General features: G+C 61.7%; 18 protein-coding genes. 13 read left to right on the top strand and 5 right to left on the bottom strand.

The features are described from left to right. Nucleotides 1–55: 55 nt before the first annotated feature. Nucleotides 56–523: a universal stress protein gene (locus ACRWA7_RS14145; protein ID WP_438391535.1), complete on the bottom strand. Its 468-nt coding sequence runs from the start codon at nucleotides 521–523 to the stop codon at nucleotides 56–58. A 242-nt stretch (nucleotides 524–765) separates the two neighbouring features. Between ACRWA7_RS14145 and ACRWA7_RS14150 the strand changes: the two genes are divergently transcribed. Then, on the top strand, nucleotides 766–2271 hold the full coding sequence (locus tag ACRWA7_RS14150; RefSeq protein ID WP_060818402.1) for an MFS transporter: 1506 nt from the start codon (nucleotides 766–768) through the stop codon (nucleotides 2269–2271). 21 nt (nucleotides 2272–2292) lie between these two features. Here ACRWA7_RS14150 and ACRWA7_RS14155 read toward each other — a convergent pair whose 3' ends face one another. From ACRWA7_RS14155 to ACRWA7_RS14165, 3 genes are all read right to left on the bottom strand, one after another. Continuing rightward, on the bottom strand, nucleotides 2293–3864 hold the full coding sequence (locus ACRWA7_RS14155) for a DHA2 family efflux MFS transporter permease subunit (RefSeq protein ID WP_438391536.1): 1572 nt from the start codon (nucleotides 3862–3864) through the stop codon (nucleotides 2293–2295). A gap of 163 nt (nucleotides 3865–4027) precedes the next feature. Next, entirely contained in the window at nucleotides 4028–4825 is a 798-nt protein-coding gene (locus ACRWA7_RS14160; RefSeq protein ID WP_060818081.1) for a transporter substrate-binding domain-containing protein, read from the bottom strand. A 38-nt stretch (nucleotides 4826–4863) separates the two neighbouring features. Then, nucleotides 4864–6018: a methionine aminotransferase gene (locus ACRWA7_RS14165; protein ID WP_060818082.1), complete on the bottom strand. Its 1155-nt coding sequence runs from the start codon at nucleotides 6016–6018 to the stop codon at nucleotides 4864–4866. Nucleotides 6019–6144: 126 nt separating this feature from the next. Here ACRWA7_RS14165 and ACRWA7_RS14170 point away from each other — a divergent pair, with 126 nt between their 5' ends. Continuing rightward, nucleotides 6145–7059, top strand: a complete 915-nt coding sequence (locus ACRWA7_RS14170; protein WP_438391537.1) for a LysR substrate-binding domain-containing protein — start codon at nucleotides 6145–6147, stop codon at nucleotides 7057–7059. A 44-nt stretch (nucleotides 7060–7103) separates the two neighbouring features. Here ACRWA7_RS14170 and ACRWA7_RS14175 read toward each other — a convergent pair whose 3' ends face one another. Beyond that, nucleotides 7104–8261, bottom strand: coding sequence for a branched-chain amino acid ABC transporter substrate-binding protein (locus tag ACRWA7_RS14175; RefSeq protein ID WP_438391538.1), 1158 nt, complete (start codon nucleotides 8259–8261; stop codon nucleotides 7104–7106). Nucleotides 8262–8947: 686 nt separating this feature from the next. Here ACRWA7_RS14175 and ACRWA7_RS14180 point away from each other — a divergent pair. The 11 genes from ACRWA7_RS14180 to ACRWA7_RS14230 all read left to right on the top strand — a co-directional run bounded on the left by ACRWA7_RS14180 (nucleotide 8948) and on the right by ACRWA7_RS14230 (nucleotide 21667). Beyond that, nucleotides 8948–10447 (top strand): carbohydrate porin, encoded by a 1500-nt coding sequence (locus ACRWA7_RS14180; protein WP_438391539.1) that lies wholly within the window; start codon nucleotides 8948–8950, stop codon nucleotides 10445–10447. A gap of 51 nt (nucleotides 10448–10498) precedes the next feature. After that, nucleotides 10499–11626 (top strand): hypothetical protein, encoded by a 1128-nt coding sequence (locus ACRWA7_RS14185; RefSeq protein ID WP_438391540.1) that lies wholly within the window; start codon nucleotides 10499–10501, stop codon nucleotides 11624–11626. Nucleotides 11627–11664: 38 nt separating this feature from the next. Then, nucleotides 11665–12936, top strand: coding sequence for an iron uptake transporter deferrochelatase/peroxidase subunit (efeB, locus tag ACRWA7_RS14190; RefSeq protein ID WP_060818087.1), 1272 nt, complete (start codon nucleotides 11665–11667; stop codon nucleotides 12934–12936). A gap of 72 nt (nucleotides 12937–13008) precedes the next feature. Next, nucleotides 13009–14034 (top strand): iron ABC transporter substrate-binding protein, encoded by a 1026-nt coding sequence (locus tag ACRWA7_RS14195; protein ID WP_438391541.1) that lies wholly within the window; start codon nucleotides 13009–13011, stop codon nucleotides 14032–14034. A 4-nt stretch (nucleotides 14035–14038) separates the two neighbouring features. Further along, nucleotides 14039–15694, top strand: coding sequence for an ABC transporter permease (locus ACRWA7_RS14200; protein ID WP_438391542.1), 1656 nt, complete (start codon nucleotides 14039–14041; stop codon nucleotides 15692–15694). Nucleotides 15695–15701: 7 nt separating this feature from the next. Then, a complete protein-coding gene (locus ACRWA7_RS14205; protein ID WP_438391543.1) occupies nucleotides 15702–16742 on the top strand; it encodes an ABC transporter ATP-binding protein in 1041 nt (346 codons plus the stop codon). Between the two features lie 71 nt (nucleotides 16743–16813). After that, nucleotides 16814–17245 carry a MarR family winged helix-turn-helix transcriptional regulator gene (locus ACRWA7_RS14210; RefSeq protein ID WP_438391544.1) on the top strand — a complete coding sequence of 144 codons (432 nt, stop codon included), beginning with the start codon at nucleotides 16814–16816 and terminating at the stop codon, nucleotides 17243–17245. A 68-nt stretch (nucleotides 17246–17313) separates the two neighbouring features. Beyond that, entirely contained in the window at nucleotides 17314–18018 is a 705-nt protein-coding gene (locus ACRWA7_RS14215; RefSeq protein WP_438391545.1) for an SDR family oxidoreductase, read from the top strand. Between the two features lie 321 nt (nucleotides 18019–18339). Continuing rightward, nucleotides 18340–18897, top strand: coding sequence for a hypothetical protein (locus ACRWA7_RS14220; protein ID WP_438391546.1), 558 nt, complete (start codon nucleotides 18340–18342; stop codon nucleotides 18895–18897). Nucleotides 18898–19279: 382 nt separating this feature from the next. Beyond that, complete coding sequence (gene msrB / locus ACRWA7_RS14225) at nucleotides 19280–19795, top strand: peptide-methionine (R)-S-oxide reductase MsrB (RefSeq protein ID WP_438391547.1); 516 nt, start codon at nucleotides 19280–19282, stop codon at nucleotides 19793–19795. Between the two features lie 69 nt (nucleotides 19796–19864). Beyond that, nucleotides 19865–21667 carry a cytochrome c biogenesis protein DipZ gene (locus tag ACRWA7_RS14230; protein WP_438391548.1) on the top strand — a complete coding sequence of 601 codons (1803 nt, stop codon included), beginning with the start codon at nucleotides 19865–19867 and terminating at the stop codon, nucleotides 21665–21667. Nucleotides 21668–21681: the final 14 nt, after the last annotated feature.

Raw genomic sequence — 21681 nt, forward strand, 5'->3', positions numbered from 1 at the left:
ATTTATTGCATTCGTGCGTGTTCACCGATTTCCGCATGGCGGCCACCCGTAAAACCTATTCCGCTGCGTCTTGAGCACCCGCCGCCGATGGAATCAGCAGTACCGGCAAGGTTGCATGCCTCAAGCAACGCTCCGCGACGCTGCCAAGAATCACGCGCTGGAAGCCTTTGCGCCCGTGCGTGCCCATGACGAGCAAGTCGGCGTTGAACGCGCTCGCCGCCTTGAGCACGAGTTCCGCGACATCTTCCACCGACGACGCTTCGCTCACCGCGACCTGACCTTCCACGCCGCGCTGTTTCATTGCCGCGTTGGTTTCGGCGGCGAGCGTCGCGCCCTGGTCTGCAAGCTGGGTGCGCAGAATCGACGGATCGTAGCCTGGGACGTCGAAGTAAATAGGCGCTTCTTCAATCACGTAGAACGGCTGCAGCACCGCGTGATGCGTGGCGGCGAGTTCGAGCGCGGCGTTGAATGCGCGGCCGGACGTGCGGCTACCGTCTATGGCGACAAGGATTCGATTGAACATGCGATTCTCCTTCAGCGGTTAGGCCATGCGATCCGCGATGTGATTGCCGGATTTCAATTGTCCGACTGTATAAATTGCCGATCGTTCCGTAAATTGCGGGCACGCCGGCCGATGAATTAATGGCGTCATACAATTAGGCTTCCGCCTTTTCATCTTCCATTCTTTAGCCCGTGTCTCAAGCCACCGCCAGCACCGATCCGCATATCGCTTCCCCGCTCCCCTTTCGTCACGCCCTCATGGCGATGCTCGGCATCGGCCTCGTCAACATGCTGGTCGCACTGGATCAGACCGTCGTGAGCACGGCCTTGCCGTCCATCGTCGCGGAACTGCATGGCTTCGAGTATTACGCGTGGATTGCGAGCGCATATTTGCTGGCTTCGGTGGTGACGGTGCCGGTGTTCGGACGTCTCGGCGATTATTTCGGCCGCAAGCGTTTCGTGATTGCCGCTGTCATCACGTTCACGGTGGCGTCCGTACTGTGCGGCGTGGCCAACGACATGCTGTTCCTGGTCATTGCGCGCGGCTTGCAGGGCGTCGGCGGCGGAATGATGGTGGGGACCGCGTTTGCATCGATTCCCGATCTCTTCCCTGATCCACGGCTGCGCGTGCGCTGGCAAGTGGTGATGGCCGCGTCATACGGCATTGGCACCGCCGCCGGTCCGTCGCTTGGCGGCTGGATGAGCGAACACTGGGGCTGGCGCTCGACGTTTCTTATCAACTTGCCGGTGGGTATTGCGGCGTTTTATTTCATCTGGGCGCATTTGCCGAACTATCGGCGGCCGCGCGAGGGCGCGGTGAAAATCGACTGGATGGGCGCGGCGCTGGTCGCGCTGGTTCTGGGTGGCCTGCAGGCGTTCATTGAAGGCGTGCCCAAGCACGGGTTGACGACCGGCAACGTGGTGCTTGCGCTGTGCGTGGCGATCGGGGCCGTCGCCTTGTTGATGTGCGAGCGTCGCGCCACGCACCCGATCATTCCGCTCGATCTGTTCAAGGATCCGCAGCTTGTGACCCTATTCACGTTGTCCGTATTGTCCGGCTTCGTGATGTTTTCGCTGATCTTCTTCGCGCCGTTATTGTTGCAGGGCGGCTTTGGATTGTCGCCGCAGGAAGCCGGTTTGCTCGCCACGCCGATTGCGATGTTTATCGCCATTGGCAGCTTTATCAATACGCGGATCGTGATTCATCTGCGCAAACCGACGCTGATCCTGTCCATCGGATTCACGCTGCTGCTGTTCGCGTGCATTGCGCTTTCGTTCGCGAATGCGTCGACGCCGCATGTCTGGATCGAGATACCCATGGCCGGAATTGGTATTGGCCTGGGCTTCATTTTGAACAACCTGAATGTGTTCGGGCAGGAGATTGCAGGGCGGGAGCGCTTCGGCATTACCACGGCATTGTTGCAATCCACGCGCATGGTGGGCGGCATGCTAGGGACCAGCGTGGTCGCGACGATCGTTCAGCATCATTATCGCGATGTCATCACGCGCACGCTTCGCGTACTCGGCGAGCCGGCAAGCACTGCATGGCTGCCACGATTCGACGATCCGCGCATCCTGATCGATTCCGCCTTGCGCTCGAAGCTGCTTGCCGATCTCGCGCCCGTTGGACTGGACGGTCCTGCGCTGATCGAAAGTGCGCGCGAGGTACTCGTGCAATCGATCCACATTGGCGTGTTGCTGACGGCGGTGGCGGCGCTGTCGGCCGTGCTGATGGTGCGGCGCGTGTCGCACATCACGTTCCGGAAGTGATGCGCGCCGCGCCCAACTACCTCAATGCGCGCCCGCCGCCGCGCCGCCGCCGCCGCCTTTCGCGCGCTTGGTGATCCAGATCAGTGGAATGATCAGGATGAAGATCACGGCGGACGCGAAGAAAATATCGTTGAGTCCCATCATCGCGGCTTGCGTGCTCACGGTGAAATCGAATAAGCCGCGCGCCTGGGCTTCGTTGACGTGCAAGGTACTCTGCGAAGCCTGCAGTGACGCCATGAAGGCCGGATTGTTGGCGTTCGCCTGTTCCGTCAGCCGTTCATGATGAAGCGCAATCCGGTCGGTCCACGCGTTGCCGCAGAGCGACGTGCCCACGGCGCCGCAAAAGACCCGGGCGAAATTCGACAGACCCGCCGCCGCCGGAATCTTCGCGGGCGGCAATCCCGACAGGATGATCGACGTCAGCGGCACGAAGAACAGCGCCATGGGAATGCCCTGCAAAAGCGTGGGCAGGACCAGATGCCATGTATCGATTTCGATCACGTATTTCGAGCGCATGTAGAACACGATCGCGAAGCCGACAAACGCCAGGGTCGCGACTACGCGAGCGTCCGTGCGCGGCAGCACCTTGCCCATCACCGGCGCGAGAATCACGGCGAAGATGCCGAGCGGCGCGGTCACGAGGCCGGCATCGACGGAACGGTAATTGAGGTATTGCTGCATCCATTGCGGCAACAGCACCAGGTTGCCGAAGAACACGCCATATGCCACGGAAATGGCGACGGTGCCGCCAAAGAAATTGCGTCCGGCGAACAGGCGCAAATCCACCACGGGATTCTTTTCGGTCAGTTCCCAGACCACGAAGAACGCAAATGCAATCAACGCGATAATGCCGAGCCACACGATCAGCGGCGACGAAAACCAGTCGAGGTCGCGGCCTTTGTCGAGCATGATCTGCAGCGACGCCACCCACGCAATCAGCAACATGAGTCCGACTGTATCGATTGGCGCCTTGCGTGTAGCCGATTCCCGTTTCCGGTAGATGAACCACGTCACGCTCGCGGCGAATAATCCGACCGGAATGTTGATGTAGAAGATCCACGACCACGAATAGCTGTCGGTGATCCAGCCGCCCAGGGCCGGACCCGCAATCGGCCCGACGACCGCGGTCATCGCCCATAAGGAAAGCGCCATCGACGCTTTTTCCTTCGGATAGGAACCGAGCAAAATGGCTTGTGAAAGGGGGATCAACGGGCCGGCAACCGCGCCTTGCAACACGCGCGCTGCGAGCAGCACAGGCAAGGTGGGCGCGAGGCCGCATAGCCACGAAGAAATCACGAACAAAAGAATCGCGCCAACAAACAACTTGATCTGTCCGATCCTCTGCGTCAGCCAGCCGGTCAGCGGAATGGACACGGCGTTGGCCGCGGCGAACACGGTGACAACCCACGTGCCTTCATCGACGGATACGCCGAGATTGCCGGAAATGGTCGGAATGGCGACGTTCGCAATCGATGAATCGAGCACGTTCATGAACGTGGCGAGCGCCACGGCGACGGTCGCGAGAACGAGTTGCCCGCCTTTGAGGGGCGCGGGCGGCGTTGGCACGGCAGGTGCGGCGGGCGCGGTGCTCATGAAAGATCCGGATGAACTGGCCGCGTAGTTAATTCAACGGCCGATTGAAGTGAAGATAATGTCTGCAGCGACAATGACTGTCGTGGCAACAAAAGTTCACAGTGTGCCAGCGTTCAAAATTCCGCGCTGACCGCACTCGCCTTCATCCGAATCTGAAACGCTTTCATTTAACCGACACGTCGATATCGCCGAGATGTTTCTTTGCGAATCCGGCAATCGTTCCGTCCGCCTGAAGCTTGGCAATCGCTGTGTTCAGGCGTTGTTTCAGCGCGTTGTCACCCTTGCGGATACCGAATGCAATGCCGCTGCCGAGGATCTTGTCATCGTGGACCGGACCGCCGGCAAACGCGTAACCCGCGCCATCGGGCTTCGACAAAAAGCCCGATTGTCCCGCCGCCGACATCACGAGCGTGCCGTCCAGACGTCCCGCTTTCAGGTCGGTATAAGCCTGGTTCTGATCCTGATACGCCACCACGTTCACGCCCGCGTTGGCCCAGTGCGCCTTTGCAAAAGTCTCCTGCACCGAACCCGCCAGCACGCCGACGTTCTTGCCCTTGAGCGACGTCGCCGTGGGCGCGAGCCCGCTGCTGGTTTTGGCGATCAGTTGCGTCGGCACGTGATACACGACGTTCGTGAAGTCGATAGCCTGGCGGCGCTGGTCGGTGGCGTTCATCGCGGAGTTGATCGCGTCGAACTTGCGGCCTTGCAGTGCGGGAATCAGGCCATCGAACGAGGTCTCGACCCACGCGCATTTCATTTTGGCCGTGGCGCAAACCGCGTTGCCGATATCGATGTCAAGGCCCTGCAATTCTCCCGACGCCGACTTCGATTCAAACGGCGGATACTGCGCTTCGATACCGTAGCGCAGCGTGTCGGAGTCGGCGGCGAAAGCGGCGGTCGCCGTGCACAACGATGCGGCCAGCAGCACGGCGGCGGTCAATGCGTGGAACGGTTTTTTCATGGAGCGGATCTCGTGTCTCATGGTGAATATCGGTTGGTTCAAACCGCGCACAGGCGGCGCGCACCTTCGCGCAATGTGTCGTCGTCCTTCGCAAAGCTCAGGCGAATGATGCGGTTGTCGGTGCCGTCGGTGTAGAACGCGGACAGCGGGATTGTAGCGACCCGAGTTTCACGGATCAGCCGCAGCACGAAATCGCTGTCGCTTTCGCCTGAAAACGCGCCGAAGCGCGCCAGCATGAAGAAGCTGCCCGCGCTCGGCAGGAGTTCGAAGCGCGAACCGGCGAGCGCCGCGGCCAGCAGGTCGCGCTTGTCCTGATAGAACGCGCCGAGGCCGAGATAGCTCGACTCGTCGCCGAGCGCTTCGGCGAATGCGATCTGCATGGGGGTATCGGCGGAGAAGGTCATGAACTGATGGACCTTGCGGATCTCGTTGGTCAACTCGGCTGGCGCGAGCGTGAAGCCGACACGCCAGCCGGTCACGTGATACGACTTGCCAAACGAGGACACGATCACGCTGCGCTCGGCCAGCGCCGGATACCGCGCCATGCTGTGATGCAGGGCGCCGTCGAAGACCACGTGCTCGTACACTTCGTCCGACAAAACGATGATCTTCGAATCGCGTGTGAGCGCCGTGAGCCGGTCGATATCGCCGCGCGTGAACGCGCTGCCCGAAGGATTGTGCGGCGAATTCACGATGATCATGCGAGTGCGGGGCGTGACGGCGGCCTGAACCTCGTCCCAGTCGATGTGAAAATCCACCGGCGAAAGCTTGATGGCGATCGGCGTTGCGCCTTGCAACTGGACGATCGGGCCGTAGCTGTCGAAGGACGGTTCGAAGTAGATCACCTCGTCGCCAGGATGGACGAGCGCGCTGATGGTCGCGTACAAACCCTCGCTCGCGCTCGCGACCACCGTGATCTCGCTCACCGGGTCGTAGGTCGCGCCGTAGAGCTTTTGGGTTTTTAGCGCCAGCGCTTCCCGCAGCGCGTGGACCCCCGACATGGGCGCGTACTGGTTATGCCCTGCGCGCATGGCTCGGGCGGCGCTTTCCACGAGTTTCGGGTCGGGCGCGAAGTTCGGCGCGCCTTGCGAGAGATTGAGCGCGTGATGTTCCTCGGCAAGCTGGCCGATCACGGTAAAAATAGTCGTGCCGACATCCGGCAGCTTCGACGCGGGGGTCCAGGCACTTTTCACGACAAGAGTCTCCACAAGACTGAATTCGGGTAATCGAAGGTCATTCGACCGCAGCCATTAACCGCCGACAATCGAAAGTTTGTCATACTAGCCATGAACGCCGCTCATGGCTAACGAGGTTCCCCGATGAAACCGCTGCCTTCACTTGATGTGCTCAAGACCTTCGCCGTGGTCGCGCAGCGCCTTAACTTTACCCGCGCCGCCGAGTTGCTCAACGTCACGCAAGGCGCTGTCAGCCGGCAGATATCCGGACTGGAAGCGCATCTGGGTTATGCGCTGTTCGTGCGTCAGCCGCGCGGGCTGGCGCTCACGCCCAATGGCGCCATGCTGCTCGCGCCCGTACAGCAGGCGCTCGCGCAGATCGCCGAGGCGCTCGAGCGCAGCGGCGCGCAGTCCGGCACCTTGCGCGTGAAATGTCCGACGTGCGCCATGCGCTGGATCTTGCCGCGCGTGATTCGCCTGCAAAACGAGCGGCCGGAACTCGTGATCGAGGTGACGGCGGCGGTGTCGCACGGCGTCGAATTCAATGCCGAGCAATTCGACGCCGCCGTTGTGTTCGGCCAGCCATCGCTAAAAGGCGTGAGTGTTCACCATCTCTTCGATGAAGTCCTGACACCGGTTTGCGCGCCGGGCTTGCTTGCGGATTCGGCCCGCGACATCACGCCCGACGATCTTGCCGACCAGACCTTGCTGCATCCCACGCGCGACCGGCGGGACTGGTTGAGATGGCTTGCGGCCTATGGATATCGCGGATTGCCGTCCGCGAAAGCGCAGCACTTCGATACGCTGGATCTCGCAATTTCTTCGGCCATGCAGGGTTTAGGCGTGACGATAGGCGATTTGTCGCTGATCGAAGAAGATCTGGCGGCGCACAGGATCGTGACGCCGTTTTCGCTTTGTGTGCCGAGCGGCGCTTCGTATTACCTGATCTATCCGGAACGGCCGGCGCCTTCGAAAGTATTGAGCGAGTTTGCTGACTGGATGGAAGGCGAGGCCGCGCGGACGCGGGCCGGGCTTTCGAGGTATCTGGAACAGGCTTAGATAGCTCGCTGGAATGCCTCGCCGCCGCGCCCGTTGTTTTCCTCTTACGTCCCGCTCTTCGTGACAATCGGCACCCACGCGCCGTTCTTGACCTGGTACATCGTCGACGATGCGTTCTTCAAGGCTCCCTTGTCATCGAATGCGATGGTCCCGGTAATTCCGGGAAACGAGATGGTCTTCAATACCGGCCGATACACCTTCGGATCGATGGAACCCGCCTTTTGCATGGCGTTGACCGCCGCCCACGCCGCGTCGTAGCCAAACGGCGCATACGAAAGAATCGCGACGCCAAAGCGTTTCTGGAACTTGTAGGCGAAGGCCTTGCCCTGCGGCATCTTCTCAAGCGGACTGCCGTATTCCCACGCCATCACGCCTTCCGCCGTGTCGCCCGCGAGCTTCAGGAAATCGGCGTCCATCACGCCGCCGCCGCCCACGAGTTGCGCGTTGACGCCCAGTTGCTTCATCCGTTTGGCCACGGCCGCCGCTTGCCGGTCAAGGCCGCCGAAGAAGATCAGGTCCGCGCCCGCGCCCTTGAGCGCCGTTAGCTGCGCCGAGAAATCGACGGTCTGGTTGTCGCTGTACTGACGCGCGACGATCGAGCCGCCTGCCGCTTTCACCGCCTTTTCGAACTCGTCGGCTTCGCCCTGGCCGAAAGCCGTGCGGTCATCAATGATCGCAATCTTCTTCGCCTTCGTGACCTTCACCGCGTACGTGCCGGCGTTGCCGGCGTTCTGGGCGTCGCTGGAAATCACGGTGAAGACATTTTCGAAACCGCGCTCGGTGATGCTCGGATTGGTCGCGGCCGGATCGATCACCGGAATGCCCGCGTTCTGATAGACCTGCGACGCCGGAATCGTGGTGCCCGAATTGAAGTGGCCAACCACCACCGCGACACCGCCATCCACGAGTTTTTGCGCTGCTTGCACGCCCACGCGCGGATCGGCCTGATCGTCTTCCGCCTGGATCGTGAAGTTGGCCGTCTTGCCGCCAATCTGGATTTTCTTGGCATTGGCTTCATCGAGTGCAAGCTGCACGCCGTTCTGCAGGTCTTTTCCGTAACCCGCATTCGCTCCCGTCAGCGGCGCGGCGAAACCGACTTTCACATCGATGGTGTCAGCGGCCGCGGACAGCGGCAACGCGCCAACGGCGGCAGCACACGCGATGATCCAGGCAAGCGGTTTGAGGCTTGTTCGAAGATGCATTTTTCTTCTCCTTCGGGTTGGACAGGTCAAGCGAGCAGTTCTTTTCTTTGTTGCTTGCAGGCTCCGTACGGATTGGCGGAACACGGGAAACGTTTTCAGTACCACGACTGAAACATGGCCGATATACGCCAACAAGGCGGATTTCCCCGTGCAATCACGGCGGATCCAGCGGAGCGTTCCTCCGGGCCGCCTGGATCGCCGCCAACAGCAATTTAGGAAACCAAATTAGCGGCGTCTTGGCAGTTCGTCGCATTGGGGATGCGCATTTCGGCACAGCATGGCTCGACCGCCTGAAAGTCACGTTTGGGATGAAATGCCCGTCCGCGTTGATGGGATTTTGCGCAACGTCAATGCGAACACGCGCGCGGTTGGCCGATGATTGAAGATTGCGGCACAACGTGGTGGCGTTGCTGAAGAATCCGTAACGCCGCGCAAGATCGTCGTATCTATCTAAAGCATTACGGATTTATTTCACCTCATCCGCCATGGATTTTGAGAAGAACGGATTCTGTAATGTGCATATCGACCGCATGTAATTACAATGAGAATCGTTCTCGTTTATGTTGACGACAGCATGCGGGGTCGATACGATTTGCTCGCCGGCGCCGTATGGCTGAGAACAATCAATGCGGCGCCCGCGCCCGTCAAGAGTCGCAACGGCGTCCGCAACAAGCAAGAGGATTCCGATGCAACCCGTCCAACCCGACACGCGCGATTACAACGCGCCACTGCGCTTGGCCTCCAGATGCCCCGCGCCTTTGCGGCGCGCCTTGTTGGGCGCATGGCTTGCACTGGCTTCATCGGCGGCAATGGCGGCTGGCGCGCCCGTCAATCCGGATGCCACGCCCACGGACGCGCCCGAGGCCGACCTGAACATCCAGGCGCAGCCGGCCGGGCAGTGGACGGGCGTGTGGACCCGTTCGACCTTGCTTGGCGACATGGGCGGCGTCCGCTCGTTTCTGGGTAAATACGGCGTGTCGCTGCAGGCGACCGAAACGTCGGAATACCTGGCGAACGTGCGCGGCGGGCTCAAGACCGGGGGCACCTACGACGGTTTGACCACGGTCACGCTCGGCCTCGATACCCAAAAGGCCTTCGGCTGGGAAGGCGGCACGTTCAACGCGAGCGCGCTGCAGATTCATGGCCGCAACCTCAGCCAGTACAACCTGGGAACGCTCAACACGGCGAGCGGCATTGAAGCGCAGGACACCACGCGTCTTTGGGAACTCTGGTATCAGCAGTCGTTCTTGAACAAGCGCGTGGACGTGAAGATCGGGCAGCAGAGCATCGACCAGGAATTCATGGTCAGTTCGTACGCAGCTACCTTCGTGAACACCATGTTCGGCTGGCCCGGCTTGCCGTCCTACGACATGCCTTCGGGCGGTCCCGCGTATCCGCTGTCCGCGCTCGGCGTGCGGGTGCGCGGACAGATCACGCCGTCCCTGACTGCGCTGGCTGGCGTGTTCGACGGCGATCCGCTCGGCAACAACCCGAACAATCTCAGCGGCACGAATTTCAACCTGCATAACGGCGCGCTGTACATAGGCGAATTGCAATATGCAATCAACCAGCCGTCCGATGGCGAAATGGTCGGCGTGCCGCAAAGCGGTTTGCCGGGCACGTACAAGATTGGCGTCTGGTACAACAACGAACGTTTCGACGATCAGGGTATCGACAACACCGGCTTCTCGCTCGCCGATCCAGCCAGCAGCGGGACGGCGCAATCGCATCGAGGCAACTACAGCTTCTATGCCGTCGCCGACCAGATGATCTGGCGTCCGGACCCCGACGAACCACGCAGCATTGGCGTGTTCGCGCGCGTGATGGGCGCGCCCGGCGACCGCAATCTCGTGAGTCTTTCCGCGAACGCGGGCATCGTGATGAAAGCGCCGTTCAAGGGCCGTGATTACGACAGCGTCGGCATTGGCCTTGCGTATATCAAGGTCGGCAATCACGTGCATGACCTCGACGCGCAGAGCGCGGCTTTCAGCGGCGGCCCCTACGGTGTGCGCACCAGCGAAACGGCGCTCGAAGCCACCTATCAGTATCAGGTCACGCCGTGGTGGGTTCTGCAGGGCGACCTGCAATACACCTTCAATGCAGGCGCGGGCCAGAATCCGAACGACCCCACCGCGCCCTTGCGCAATACCTTCGTGGTCGGCGTGCGCACCACCATTACTTTCTGATCGACGGGACTCGTGAACATGAACTTCAATGCACGCACCCGGAACACTTGCATGAAAACACTTATTGGCGCGATCGCGGTTGTGGGCGCGGTTGTTGGCTCGATTGCCGGCTCTGTCGCGCATGCGGCGCCTATCGGATTTCTCGAAACGCTGCACAGGAACACCACGCTCATCAACACGGTGCCGTCCAACGGCGACCAGAATCCCTACGCGGTCGTGGTCGCGCCGGTCTCGAGCGGGACCGTGAAGCAGGGCGACGTGCTGGTCGGCAACTTCAATAACGCCGCGAACCTGCAGGGCACCGGCAGCACCATCGTCAACTATCACCCGGACACCAAGGAACTGAGCTTGTTCGCGACCGTGCCGCGCGACCTGAAGGGTTGCCCGGGCGGAATCGGCCTGTCCACCGCAATGACCATGCTGAAGTCGGGCTGGGTGATCATTGGCAGCACGCCGAGCAACGACGGCACGACCAATACCAAGGGCGCGGGCTGCCTGATCGTGCTGGATAACCAGGGCAAGGTCGCATCGACCATCGTGAGTCCTAATATCAACGATCCGTGGGGCAACATGGCGGTCGTCGACAACGGCGACCACGCCACGCTTTTCGTGAGCAACGCGGGCTTCGGCGTGGGCGGCGCGGACGGCACGCCGCCGCCGGTCTTCAAGCAGGCGACCATCCTGCGTCTCGACCTCGATATTCCCGAAGGCCGCGCGCCGGTCGTCAAGCAGGAAACGGTGATTGCAAGCGGCTTCGGCGCGCAGGCCGATAAAGGCGTGTTCCTGATCGGGCCGACAGGACTGGCCTTGTCGCAGGATCAGAAGTTGTTGTACGCGTCGGACGCAATCGGCAACCGCGTGACGGAAATAGATGACCCCATGACACGCGATACCAGCGCAGGCGTTGGCCGCCAGTTGACCGCCGATGGTTTCCTGCATCGTCCGCTCGCCATGGTGACCGCGCCCAACGGGCATTTGCTCGTCACGAACGCGTTGAACGGGCAGGTGGTCGAGATCGATCCGTCGACGGGCAAGCAACTGTACGCGCGCTGGATCGATACCGACAAAGCGCAATCGCCGCCGGGCAACGGTGACTTATTCGGCATTGCGCTGACACCGGAGGGCGACGGTTTCTATTACGTGCAGGACGACGTGAACACGCTGGTTCTGGCGAAATAACGAGCAACGGGTAACAAGCAACAAGGCAGGGCGACATCATGGCAAACGATCAGGATCCACCACGCCGGCGCTTCTTGAAAGCGGGCGTTGCAGCGGGCGCGGCATTGGGCGCGGGTTCGGTCGCGCACGCGGCGACCAAGGCGCAGTTCAGGCAACCCATCGACCCGATGACCGTGGTCGAGCCGTTTTTTGGCGAGCATCAGGCGGGTATCGTGACGCCGCAGCAGAGCCACACTTACGTGGCCGCGCTCGATCTCACGACCGACAAACGCGACGACGTCATCAACCTACTCAAGCAATGGACCGATGCGGCGGCCCGCATGTCGCGCGGCGAGACGGCAAAACCGCTGCCCGCCGACGATAAATCCGCGCCCGATTCCGGCGATATCCTCGGCATTGGCGCGGCTGGCCTGACGATCACGTTTGGCTTCGGCCCGGGCATGTTCGAACACGAAGGCCGCGATCGCTACGGCATTGCAAAGCATCGGCCGGCCGCGCTCGTCGATCTGCCGCGCTTCAACGGTGACCAGTTGCTGCCGCAGAAAACCGGCGGCGACATTCTTATTCAGGCTTGCGCGAACGACGCACAAGTCGCGTTCCACGCGGTGCGGCAACTTGCACGCATGGGTTACGGCGCGGTCGCGATGCGTTGGGGGCAGGCCGGTTTTCTCTCGGGACCGCGCGGACAAACGCCGCGCAACCTGATGGGTTTCAAGGATGGCACGAACAATCCGTCGACGGCGCAGCCCGCGTTGATGAACCAGTTCGTCTGGGCCAATGCGCCCGACGCACCATGGATGAACGGTGGCACGTACACGGTCGTGCGGCGCATCCGCATCACCATCGAGCACTGGGACCAGATGGAGCGCGGGTTTCAGGAGCAGGTCATGGGCCGGGAGAAATACAGCGGCGCGCCGATTGGCAAGAAGAACGAATTCGACGCGCTCGATCTCGACGCCGCCGATAAAGACGGCAACCCCGTGATCCCCGATAACTCGCACGTGCGCTTGTCGAATCAGGCAACGAACAAGGGCGCGCAGATCCTGCGCCGCTCGTATTCGTACAACGACGGTACGGATTTTTATATAGAACGCTGGCCGCCGTGGCGTCAGGAAACCGAGTACGACGCGGGGCTGATTTTCATCGCGCACCAGAGCGATCCGCGCACCGGCTTTATTCCGATCAACGACCGGCTCGCGAAGTTCGACATGATGAATCAGTTCACTACACACGTAGGCAGCGGCGTGTTCGCGTGCCCGCCGGGCGCGCGGCCGGGATCGTTTATTGGTGCTGGATTGTTTGAGGCCTAGTCGTCAGCAACGGGCAATGCCGCTCGAATGCGACGCCGCTCAACGTCAAAAAACATAACGGGAATGAATGCAATGAAGACCACACGCTCCATGACCGCACTGCGTGCGCTGTGCGGCCTCGCGGTGCTGTCCGCGTCCGCCGCGCTGCCGCTCAGTTCGGCCGCCGCCACGCTGACCTTGTACAACGCGCAGCACGAACAGGTCGTGGCGGCGCTTGCCAGGGACTTCGAGGCCCAAAGCGGCGTGTCTGTGAAGATCCGCAACGGCGAAGGCCCGGCAATGGCCGCGCAACTCGTTGCCGAAGGATCGGCTTCTCCCGCCGATGTCTATTTCACCGAGAACTCGCCCGAACTCGTGCTGCTCGACGAAAAGGGCTTGCTCGCGAAAACGGATGCGTCCACGCTCGCCGTGATCCCTTCACGCTTCAACTCGCCGCAGGGCGACTGGGTCGGCGTGCTCGCGCGTGAGAACGTGCTGGCCTACAACACGAAGAAGGTCGATGCGGCGCAACTGCCGGCGTCGCTGATGGATCTTGCCAAGCCCGAGTGGAAGGGCCGGGTCGGCATTGCGCCGAGCGACGGCGATTTCCTGCCGGTCGTGAGTGCGGTCATCGCCATGAAGGGTGACGAACAAGCGCTTCAATGGCTCAAGGGCCTGAAGAAAAATGCCCAGATCTTCGACGACGACGAAGGTGTGGTCGCGGCCGTGAATCGTGGCGGCGTGGCGACGGGCGTGATCAACAACTACTACTGGGCGCGCCTGCATACGCAACTCGGCGACAGCGCCACGCGCAGCGCGATCTATCACTTTGGCAATGGCGATGTGGGCGCACTCGTGAACGTATCGGGCGCGGCGGTGTTGAAGTCGAGCAAGAACCAGCAGGCCGCGCAGCAGTTCCTGGCTTATCTTGTCAGCGAGCGTGCGCAGGAACTGATTGCGAAGGGCAAGATTGCCTATGAATATCCGCTGCATGCAGGCGTTGCGCCGGACCCGATGCTCAAGCCTTTTGAGCAGTTGAGCCCGCCGTCGCTGAGCATTGAACAACTCGGCGACGACAGCAAGGCTGCAAAGCTGATGCGTCAGGCCGGCTTGCTGTAAGCGCATGAGCGATGCCGTGAACGCCGCTGCAATTCCGGCGTTGCCCGCGCGCCTTGGCCGCAAACGTGCGCCACGGGGTTTGCTTGTTGCGGCGGGAGCCTGCGCGTTGCTCGTGCTGATGCCGCTTGCGTTCACGGTCTATCGTGCGGTGACGTTTGGCTGGGACGACGCGCTCGAACTGATCTTCAGGCCGCTCGTTGGCGAATTGCTGATCAATACGTTATCCATAACAATCAGCGCGACGCTGGTTTCGGCGATTGTTGGCACGGCGGCGGCGTGGTTTATAGAACGAACGCGCGTGCCTGGAAGACGGATCTGGGCCGTGCTCACTATTGCGCCGCTTGCCATGCCCGCGTTTATCACGAGTTATGCGTGGGTGTCGTTGAGTCTGGATCTGCAGGACTTTGCGGGTGCGCTGCTCGTGATATCGACGGCATATTTTCCTTTGGTTTATTTGCCTGTTGCTGCGGCACTGCGCGGCATGGACCCCGCGCTTGAAGAAAGCGCGCGATCCCTCGGTTGCGGACGTGCAGGCGTTTTCTTGCGCGTGGTGCTGCCGCAATTGCGGCCCGCGCTGCTCGGCGGCATGCTGCTTGTCGCGCTCGGCGTGCTGTCGGAATTCGGCGCGTTCACACTGCTGCGCTTTCGTACCTTCACCACGCAGATCTACGCTGAATATCGCACGAGCTTCGATGGCAGCGGCGCTTCGGTTTTTGCCTGCATCCTCATAGCGATGTGCCTGCTGTGTCTCGCGCTCGAAATGCGCGTGCGCGGCGGCGCGCGTTATGAACGGGTGGATCGCGGGGTTCGCCGTGCGGCCTTGCGTTACGAACTTGGCCGCGGGCGATGGATTGTCGCGTCAGGTTTCGCCGCGCTGGCCGTGGTCACGCTGGGCGTGCCTATCGGCATGATTGGATTCTGGCTGACGCAAAGCGGCGCTGCCGCGATCACGCCGGCCGAAGTCTCTCCGGAATTGTTGCTGGAGTCGACGTTGGCGTCGCTAAGTTACGGCTTTGCTGCGGCGATCGTCACCACGCTCGCGTGCGTGCCGCTGGCGTTTTTGCTCGTGCGCTTTCCCAGTCGTCTCGCGACCATGCTCGAGCGCACCGTGTTCCTCGCGCAAGGCTTGCCAAGCCTCGTGGTGGCGTTGGCAATCGTGTCCCTGGCGGTTCATGCGCTGCGGCCGCTGTATCAAAGCGCGACCTTGCTGGTCGTGGCGTATGCCATCCTGTTTTTGCCGCTGGCGCTGGTGAGCGTGCGCGCCGCGTTCACGCAGGCGCAGCCCCGCCTGGAAGAAACTGCGCGCTCGCTTGGCCTGAACTGGCGCGAAACCGTGCGGCGCGTGCTGCTGCCGCTCGCCGGTCCGGGTCTGGGCGCGGGCGCGACAATGGTCTTTATCTCGGTCGTCACCGAACTCAACTCCACGCTGCTGTTATCGCCAATTGGCACGCGCACGCTCGCCACGCAAGTCTGGATCGATACCTCCACGCTTGCCTTCGCCGCCGCCGCCCCGTATGCCGCGTTGCTGGTCGGAATTTCGCTGCTGGCGTCGGGAACGTTGTTCGCGTTGCTCGGACGATCCGCCGTCGCGGGCGGTGCCACCGGCATCAAGGCAGGCGTCCAATTCAATTCGCAGGCCGGTTCGCCGTCAGATAAGTAAAAACTCCATGAGCGAACTCCGCGTCACGAGCCTAACCAAATCATTCGATGGTCAACCCGTGCTCCACGGCGTGGATTTATCGGTGGAAAAGGGGACGTTGCTGGCCCTGCTCGGGCCTTCGGGCAGCGGCAAAACCACCTTGCTGCGCGTGCTGTGCGGTTTCGAACGCGCCGATGGCGGCACGGTGGAAATCGATGGCGTGCGCGTCGCCGGGCCGGGCGTGCATGTGCCGTCCGAAGCGCGCCGCATTGGCTACGTGCCACAGGAAGGCGCGCTTTTTCCGCATCTTTCGGTCGCCGATAACATCGTCTTCGGCTTGCCCCGTGCGCAGCGGCGGGCGCGGTATCGCGTGGACGAACTGCTGGCGCTGGTCGGTCTGCCCGCCGCGTATGGCGGGCGCGCGCCGCAGGCTTTGTCGGGTGGCCAGCAGCAGCGCGTTGCGCTGGCGCGCGCATTGGCGCCGTCGCCGTCGCTTGTGATGCTCGACGAGCCGTTTTCCTCGCTCGACGCCGCGTTGCGTATCGAGACACGCGAGGCCGTGGCAACCGCGCTTGCTGCGACCGGCGCAACCGCCGTGCTGGTCACGCACGATCAGTCCGAGGCGTTGTCGCTCGGGCGCGAGGTCGCTGTGTTATGGCAGGGGCGGCTCGTGCAGATGGATACGCCGGAAGCGGTGTATCGGCGGCCGGTGTCGCGGGAGCTGGCGAGTTTTGTCGGCGACGCGGTGATCGTGCCGGGATCGGTCATTCCCGGCGACTCGACGCATGTGCGCTGCCAATTCGGAACGTTGCCCATTGCGTGCTCAATCGACGCAGGCGCGGTGGACGTGATGATTCGCCCGGAGCAAATCCGTATCACGGATGATGGCGAGGTCCATGCGAGCGTCGAAAAAGTCGTTTTCTACGGACACGATGCCAGCGTCATGCTGCGTTCCGACGCGGGTTCGCACGTGCTGCAGATTCGCGTGGCGGGGCATTCGTATCCGCGCGTGGGCGAGCGCGTGGCGCTTTCGGTAGAGGGCGATGTGGTGGTTTATCCGGGGATTTAGCCGAGATCAGAACCACTATTTGAAATAGTGCCAGCTTGACAAAGTGCATATGCACAAATTAACCTGTGGACATGACTTCATCTGAATCGACCTATCTCGACTGCAACTGTTTTGCCATTCGCCAGGCGGCGCGTTTTGTCTCGCAACTTTACGAGCGGCACGTCGGGCAGGCGGGCGTGACTGCCGCGCAATTCACGCTGCTCGCGGCAATTCACCGGCGTCCCGGCACGACCATGGCCGAACTCGCAGACGCAATGGTGATGGAACGCACCACGCTCGTTCGCGCGTTGAAGCCTTTGCAGCGCGACGGTCTGGTCACGGCTGAACAGCAAGACGCGAGCACGCGCGCGGTTGCGCTTAACCTGTCGGATGCCGGCAGGACAACGCTTCATGAGGCCTCGTTGCGGTGGATCGAGGCGCAAAAGGAATTCGAAGAGAAGTTTGGCCGGGAACGCGCCGCCGAACTGAGGAAGTCGCTGCTGGAACTGACATCGATGGAATGAAGGCGCGCCCGGCATGTCGCCGGGTGTTTTTTAATCTAGATAGTGCATATACACAAACGGAGTTTGACATGGAAATCAAAGGCAAGGTGGTTCTTGTAACGGGCGCGAATCGCGGCCTGGGCGAGCAGTTCGCGAAGTCGCTGCTGGCAGCGGGCGCATCGAAGGTCTATGCAACTGCGCGGGATCGGTCCGCCGTCAAGATTCCCGGCGTGGAAGCGGTTCAACTCGATGTGACCAACGCAGAGAGCATTGCTGCGGCAGCCGACCGGCTGACCGACGTGCAGATCGTCATCAACAATGCAGGCGTGATTGTCGGCGGTTCGCTGCTGGACGCAGGCGCGGCCGACGCCGTGCGCGCTCTTGTCGAAACCAATGTAATCGGCCCGCTCGCCGTCACGCAGGCATTCGCGCCGGCTTTGAAGCGCAATGGCGGCGGCGCGGTGGTGAATATTTTGTCCGTGCTGAGCTGGCTGACTATCGACGGAACGGGGCCTTACAGCGCCTCTAAATCCGCCGCGTGGGCGATCACGAACGGTTTGCGCACCGAATTGCGTGGTCAGAACACGCTGGTGGTCGGCGTGCATCCGGCTTTTATCGATACCGACATGACCGCAGGCATCGATGCGCCGAAAACCACGCCGCAAGAAGTCGTGCGTCAGGTACTGGAAGGGCTGGAACAGGGCAAGGAAGAAATTCTCGTCGATGGCGTTGGCCGCAACGTCAAGCAGTCGCTGTCGTCGGCAATACCTGCTTATCTGGCGCCTGCCCATTGAATCGGGAGCCGTGAGCTCGGCCGCATGACGGGTACGAACTTCAACGCGCGCTGTACGCTGCCAGATCAGGAATGCATCGATTTCACGCGAGCGAAGTTTCCTTCCCCCTAGGGTTTCCACGCAATGGACCGTCGAGAAAGATGCGTGGAAAAGCGGTCCAGCACTCCAAAATGGACATAAACGCGAAGACTTGGCGGATTATTGCGATAGTCTTTCGCACGAGCCCAGCGCACCGACAGTATGGTGAAAGCTCGTTTGATTGCGCCCGCAACCGCTATTCGGCCCGGGCGTAGCCGATCCCGTTTTCGGAGTGCAATAGCTATGAGAATTCCCCTGTCTGCCGGTGTTGCCATGCTGTGCGTGAGCGCAAGCGCGCTCGCCCAGCAGCCGCCTGCGTTTCCAATGCGCAGCCAAAATCCGGCGCAAATGAGTATCGACAACGCCATGTGCTACAGCTACGCCAATCAACACACGGGCGTGATCATGGCGAAGCAGTCGCAAGTGCCTCAAAAACCGCAGGCCACGAAGCCCGGCGCGGTGCACCCGGTTGCAGTGGCGGCGCCGTTGCCGTCGGCGATGGCGCCCGGGTCCGGGCCGGTTGGGGCGTCGGCTGCCTACGCGGCTTCTGCCGCTTACCCTGCTTCCGCCGCTTCCGGCACAGCGAAGTCGATGGCTTCCACGCCGGCTTCCGCTTCTGGATCTCCCGCAGCCTCCGCCGCAAGGCCGGGCGTCGCCTCCGATGCACGCGCGGTCGCCAGTGCGAGTTCCTCATCCACCGACGCACCCATGCCTGCGCTGCCTCCGCCCGAACCGCCGATGGTTCAGTACTGGCGCGCGTATAGCGAGTGCATGACCGAGCGTGGGTACATGGTCAAGTAAGCAGTGGTATAAAACCTGGGTTCTCGAATGCCTTTCATTGCGCCCGTCTCCGGGCGCAATTCATTTTCCCCCATTTATTTCTCGTCATTAAGCACTTCACTTCGCCTGATCACGCGTTACGCTATATTTCATAAGATATAGCGCAACGATCGATAAATTCGATCAGCGTGATGTAACCCGCCGAGCCTTCACGACGAACTAGCTAATAGAAGCGCTTGAATGCGGTTTTTCATGCACAAAAACATTTTCGCTCCGCCAAGGATTAAACCCGCGTCAGAGGTGTTTGCGTGTTTGTTAGCACGTTCGGGTTATCCAGATCGACACGAATCCGTCCATAGCCGGACGGGAATGCTTGGCAGTGAGTCTTGTTAAGGAGCACATCATGACCACCAGACGCCGGTTTTTATTTGCAGGCAGCGTGTTGGCCGCTGCTACGTTTGCCACGCTGAGGCAACGCAACGTGCTGGGTGCAAGCGCGGCTGACGCGGGAAATACAGCCGAATCCTTCGAAGTTGTGCATACCAGCGATCAGTGGCGCGACCTGCTTACATCGGTGCAATACGATGTGCTGCGGCGCGAGGGCACGGAGCGGCCTTACAGCAGCGCGCTGAATAGCGAGCATCGCAGCGGCATGTTTTCGTGCGCCGGATGCCAGCTCGACGTTTTTTCGTCGCGCACGAAGTTCGAAAGCCACACAGGCTGGCCGAGCTTCTGGGCACCGCTCGATCATGCGGTTGCGACCCGCGAGGATCTGTCGTTCGGCGTGTCGCGTACCGAGGTTCATTGTCGGCGCTGTGGCGGCCATCTTGGCCATGTCTTCGAGGACGGTCCTAAACCTACCGGACTTCGCTATTGCATGAACGGCGTAGCGATGAACTTCAAACCGGGTTCTGCCTGAGTGCTTCGAGCGCGGCCTGATTGCGGCCTGATTGCCGCAAAACCCCTGAACTTCGAGATTCTCCAGCTCATGCTGCTCATCATCCTTGCTTATCTTGGCGGCGCGCTCACTATCCTGAGCCCGTGTATCTTGCCTGTCTTGCCGTTCGTCTTCTCGCGGGCGGATCAGCCCTTTGTGCGCAGTGGCCTGCCGTTGCTGGCCGGCATGGCGCTGACTTTCGCGGCCGTGGCAACGCTCGCGGCGGTCGGCGGCGGCTGGGTGACACAAGCCAACCAGTACGGCCGCTGGCTTGCGGTCGCGTTGCTTGGCGTCTTCGGCCTGACCTTGCTGCTGCCAAGCTTCGCCGAGCGCGTGATGCGCCCCTTCGTGAGCGCGGGCAACCGTCTCACCGAATTTGCACAGGCCGATGGGCAACAGGTCCGCGCAGGGTCATCGTTCTTGCTTGGCATCGCGACCGGATTGCTGTGGGCGCCCTGTGCCGGCCCGATCCTCGGACTGGTCCTGACCGGCGCGGCGTTGCGTGGCGCAAGCGTCGGTACGACCTTGCTGCTCGCAGCCTATGCGGCAGGCGCGGCAACGTCGCTTGCGGTCGCGTTGCTGATCGGCGGCCGCGTGTTCGCCGCCATGAAGCGGTCGCTGGGCGCGGGCGAGTGGATTCGCCGCGGTATCGGCGCTGCGATGCTGCTTGGCGTGGTCGCTATAACGCTGGGACTCGATACCGGCGTGCTCGCGCGCGTCTCGACTGTCGCAACGGGCGGACTCGAGCAAAAGCTGGTCGATCGTTTTTCGCCGGCATCGGCAAACAGACCAGCATCCGCCGATACCGACAAATCCGCCGACGCAGCAAGCACGAGCGCAAATCCGCCCGCCATGATGCGCGCAGCCGCCACGTTCGACGTCCCGCTGCCTGTGGAAGGCCAGTTGCCGCCGCTGTCGGGGGCGGTTCAATGGCTCAACTCGAAGCCGCTTGACGCGCAGGACTTGCGCGGCAAGGTCGTGCTTGTCGACTTCTGGACGTACTCGTGCATCAACTGCCTGCGTTCGCTGCCGTACGTGAAGGCGTGGGCGCAGAAATACCGCGATAAGGGGCTCGTCGTGATCGGCGTGCACGCGCCCGAGTTTGCGTTCGAGCGCAACGTCGATAACGTCAAGCGTTCCGTGCATGATCTCGGTATTGACTATCCGGTGGCTATCGACAACGACTACGCCATCTGGCGCGCGTTTGGCAACCAGTACTGGCCGGCGCATTATTTTATCGATGCAAAAGGGCAGGTCCGCTTCCACCACTTTGGCGAAGGCGATTATGCGCACTCCGAAGAAGTGATCCAGCAGCTATTGAAAGAAGCCGGCCATACCGATGTCGGCCCGGCGACAAGCCCGACCGACGCCAAAGGCGTGCAGCAAGCCGCCGACAATGCCGACATGAGGTCGCCGGAGACCTACGTGGGTTACGAACGCGCCGAGAATTTCGCCGGGCGCGGTGGCGAGTCGCATGATGCGGTTCACACCTACGCCGCGCCTGCCACGCTTTCGTTGAATGATTGGGGATTGGGCGGCGCGTGGAAAGTGGGCGCTGAGGAAGCGTCGCTGGCGGGATCGAAGGGAACGATTGTGTATCGATTCCACGCGCGGGATTTGCATCTCGTGCTGGGACCGGGCAAGGACGGCAAGCCCGTGAAATTCCGCGTGACGATAGACGGCGCGGCTCCCGGCGATGCGCACGGCACGGATGTCGCCGCCGACGGCACGGGCACGGTGACGGACGAGCGGCTTTATCAGCTCGTGCGGCAGCCGGGCGACGTGAAAGACCGCACGTTCAGCATCGAATTCCTGGAGCCGGGCGTGCAGGCTTATGCGTTCACGTTCGGTTGATCGGCGGCGGTTCG

It is taken from the genome of Caballeronia sp. DA-9 (genome assembly GCF_051615025.1).
GTDB lineage: Bacteria > Pseudomonadota > Gammaproteobacteria > Burkholderiales > Burkholderiaceae > Caballeronia > Caballeronia sordidicola.

Bases quoted from the DNA above. Each gene is read 5' to 3' on its own strand.
- efeB (WP_060818087.1), top strand. From the start codon at position 11,665: ATGGCAAACGATCAGGATCCACCACGCCGGCGCTTCTTGAAAGCGGGC.
- ACRWA7_RS14215 (WP_438391545.1), top strand. From the start codon at position 17,314: ATGGAAATCAAAGGCAAGGTGGTTCTTGTAACGGGCGCGAATCGCGGC.
- ACRWA7_RS14160 (WP_060818081.1), bottom strand. From the start codon at position 4,825: ATGAAAAAACCGTTCCACGCATTGACCGCCGCCGTGCTGCTGGCCGCA.
- ACRWA7_RS14205 (WP_438391543.1), top strand. From the start codon at position 15,702: ATGAGCGAACTCCGCGTCACGAGCCTAACCAAATCATTCGATGGTCAA.
- ACRWA7_RS14185 (WP_438391540.1), top strand. From the start codon at position 10,499: ATGAAAACACTTATTGGCGCGATCGCGGTTGTGGGCGCGGTTGTTGGC.
- ACRWA7_RS14180 (WP_438391539.1), top strand. From the start codon at position 8,948: ATGCAACCCGTCCAACCCGACACGCGCGATTACAACGCGCCACTGCGC.
- ACRWA7_RS14230 (WP_438391548.1), top strand. From the start codon at position 19,865: ATGCTGCTCATCATCCTTGCTTATCTTGGCGGCGCGCTCACTATCCTG.
- ACRWA7_RS14195 (WP_438391541.1), top strand. From the start codon at position 13,009: ATGAAGACCACACGCTCCATGACCGCACTGCGTGCGCTGTGCGGCCTC.
- ACRWA7_RS14210 (WP_438391544.1), top strand. From the start codon at position 16,814: ATGACTTCATCTGAATCGACCTATCTCGACTGCAACTGTTTTGCCATT.
- msrB (WP_438391547.1), top strand. From the start codon at position 19,280: ATGACCACCAGACGCCGGTTTTTATTTGCAGGCAGCGTGTTGGCCGCT.
- ACRWA7_RS14145 (WP_438391535.1), bottom strand. From the start codon at position 523: ATGTTCAATCGAATCCTTGTCGCCATAGACGGTAGCCGCACGTCCGGC.
- ACRWA7_RS14155 (WP_438391536.1), bottom strand. From the start codon at position 3,864: ATGAGCACCGCGCCCGCCGCACCTGCCGTGCCAACGCCGCCCGCGCCC.
- ACRWA7_RS14220 (WP_438391546.1), top strand. From the start codon at position 18,340: ATGAGAATTCCCCTGTCTGCCGGTGTTGCCATGCTGTGCGTGAGCGCA.
- ACRWA7_RS14200 (WP_438391542.1), top strand. From the start codon at position 14,039: ATGAGCGATGCCGTGAACGCCGCTGCAATTCCGGCGTTGCCCGCGCGC.
- ACRWA7_RS14170 (WP_438391537.1), top strand. From the start codon at position 6,145: ATGAAACCGCTGCCTTCACTTGATGTGCTCAAGACCTTCGCCGTGGTC.
- ACRWA7_RS14175 (WP_438391538.1), bottom strand. From the start codon at position 8,261: ATGCATCTTCGAACAAGCCTCAAACCGCTTGCCTGGATCATCGCGTGT.
- ACRWA7_RS14150 (WP_060818402.1), top strand. From the start codon at position 766: ATGCTCGGCATCGGCCTCGTCAACATGCTGGTCGCACTGGATCAGACC.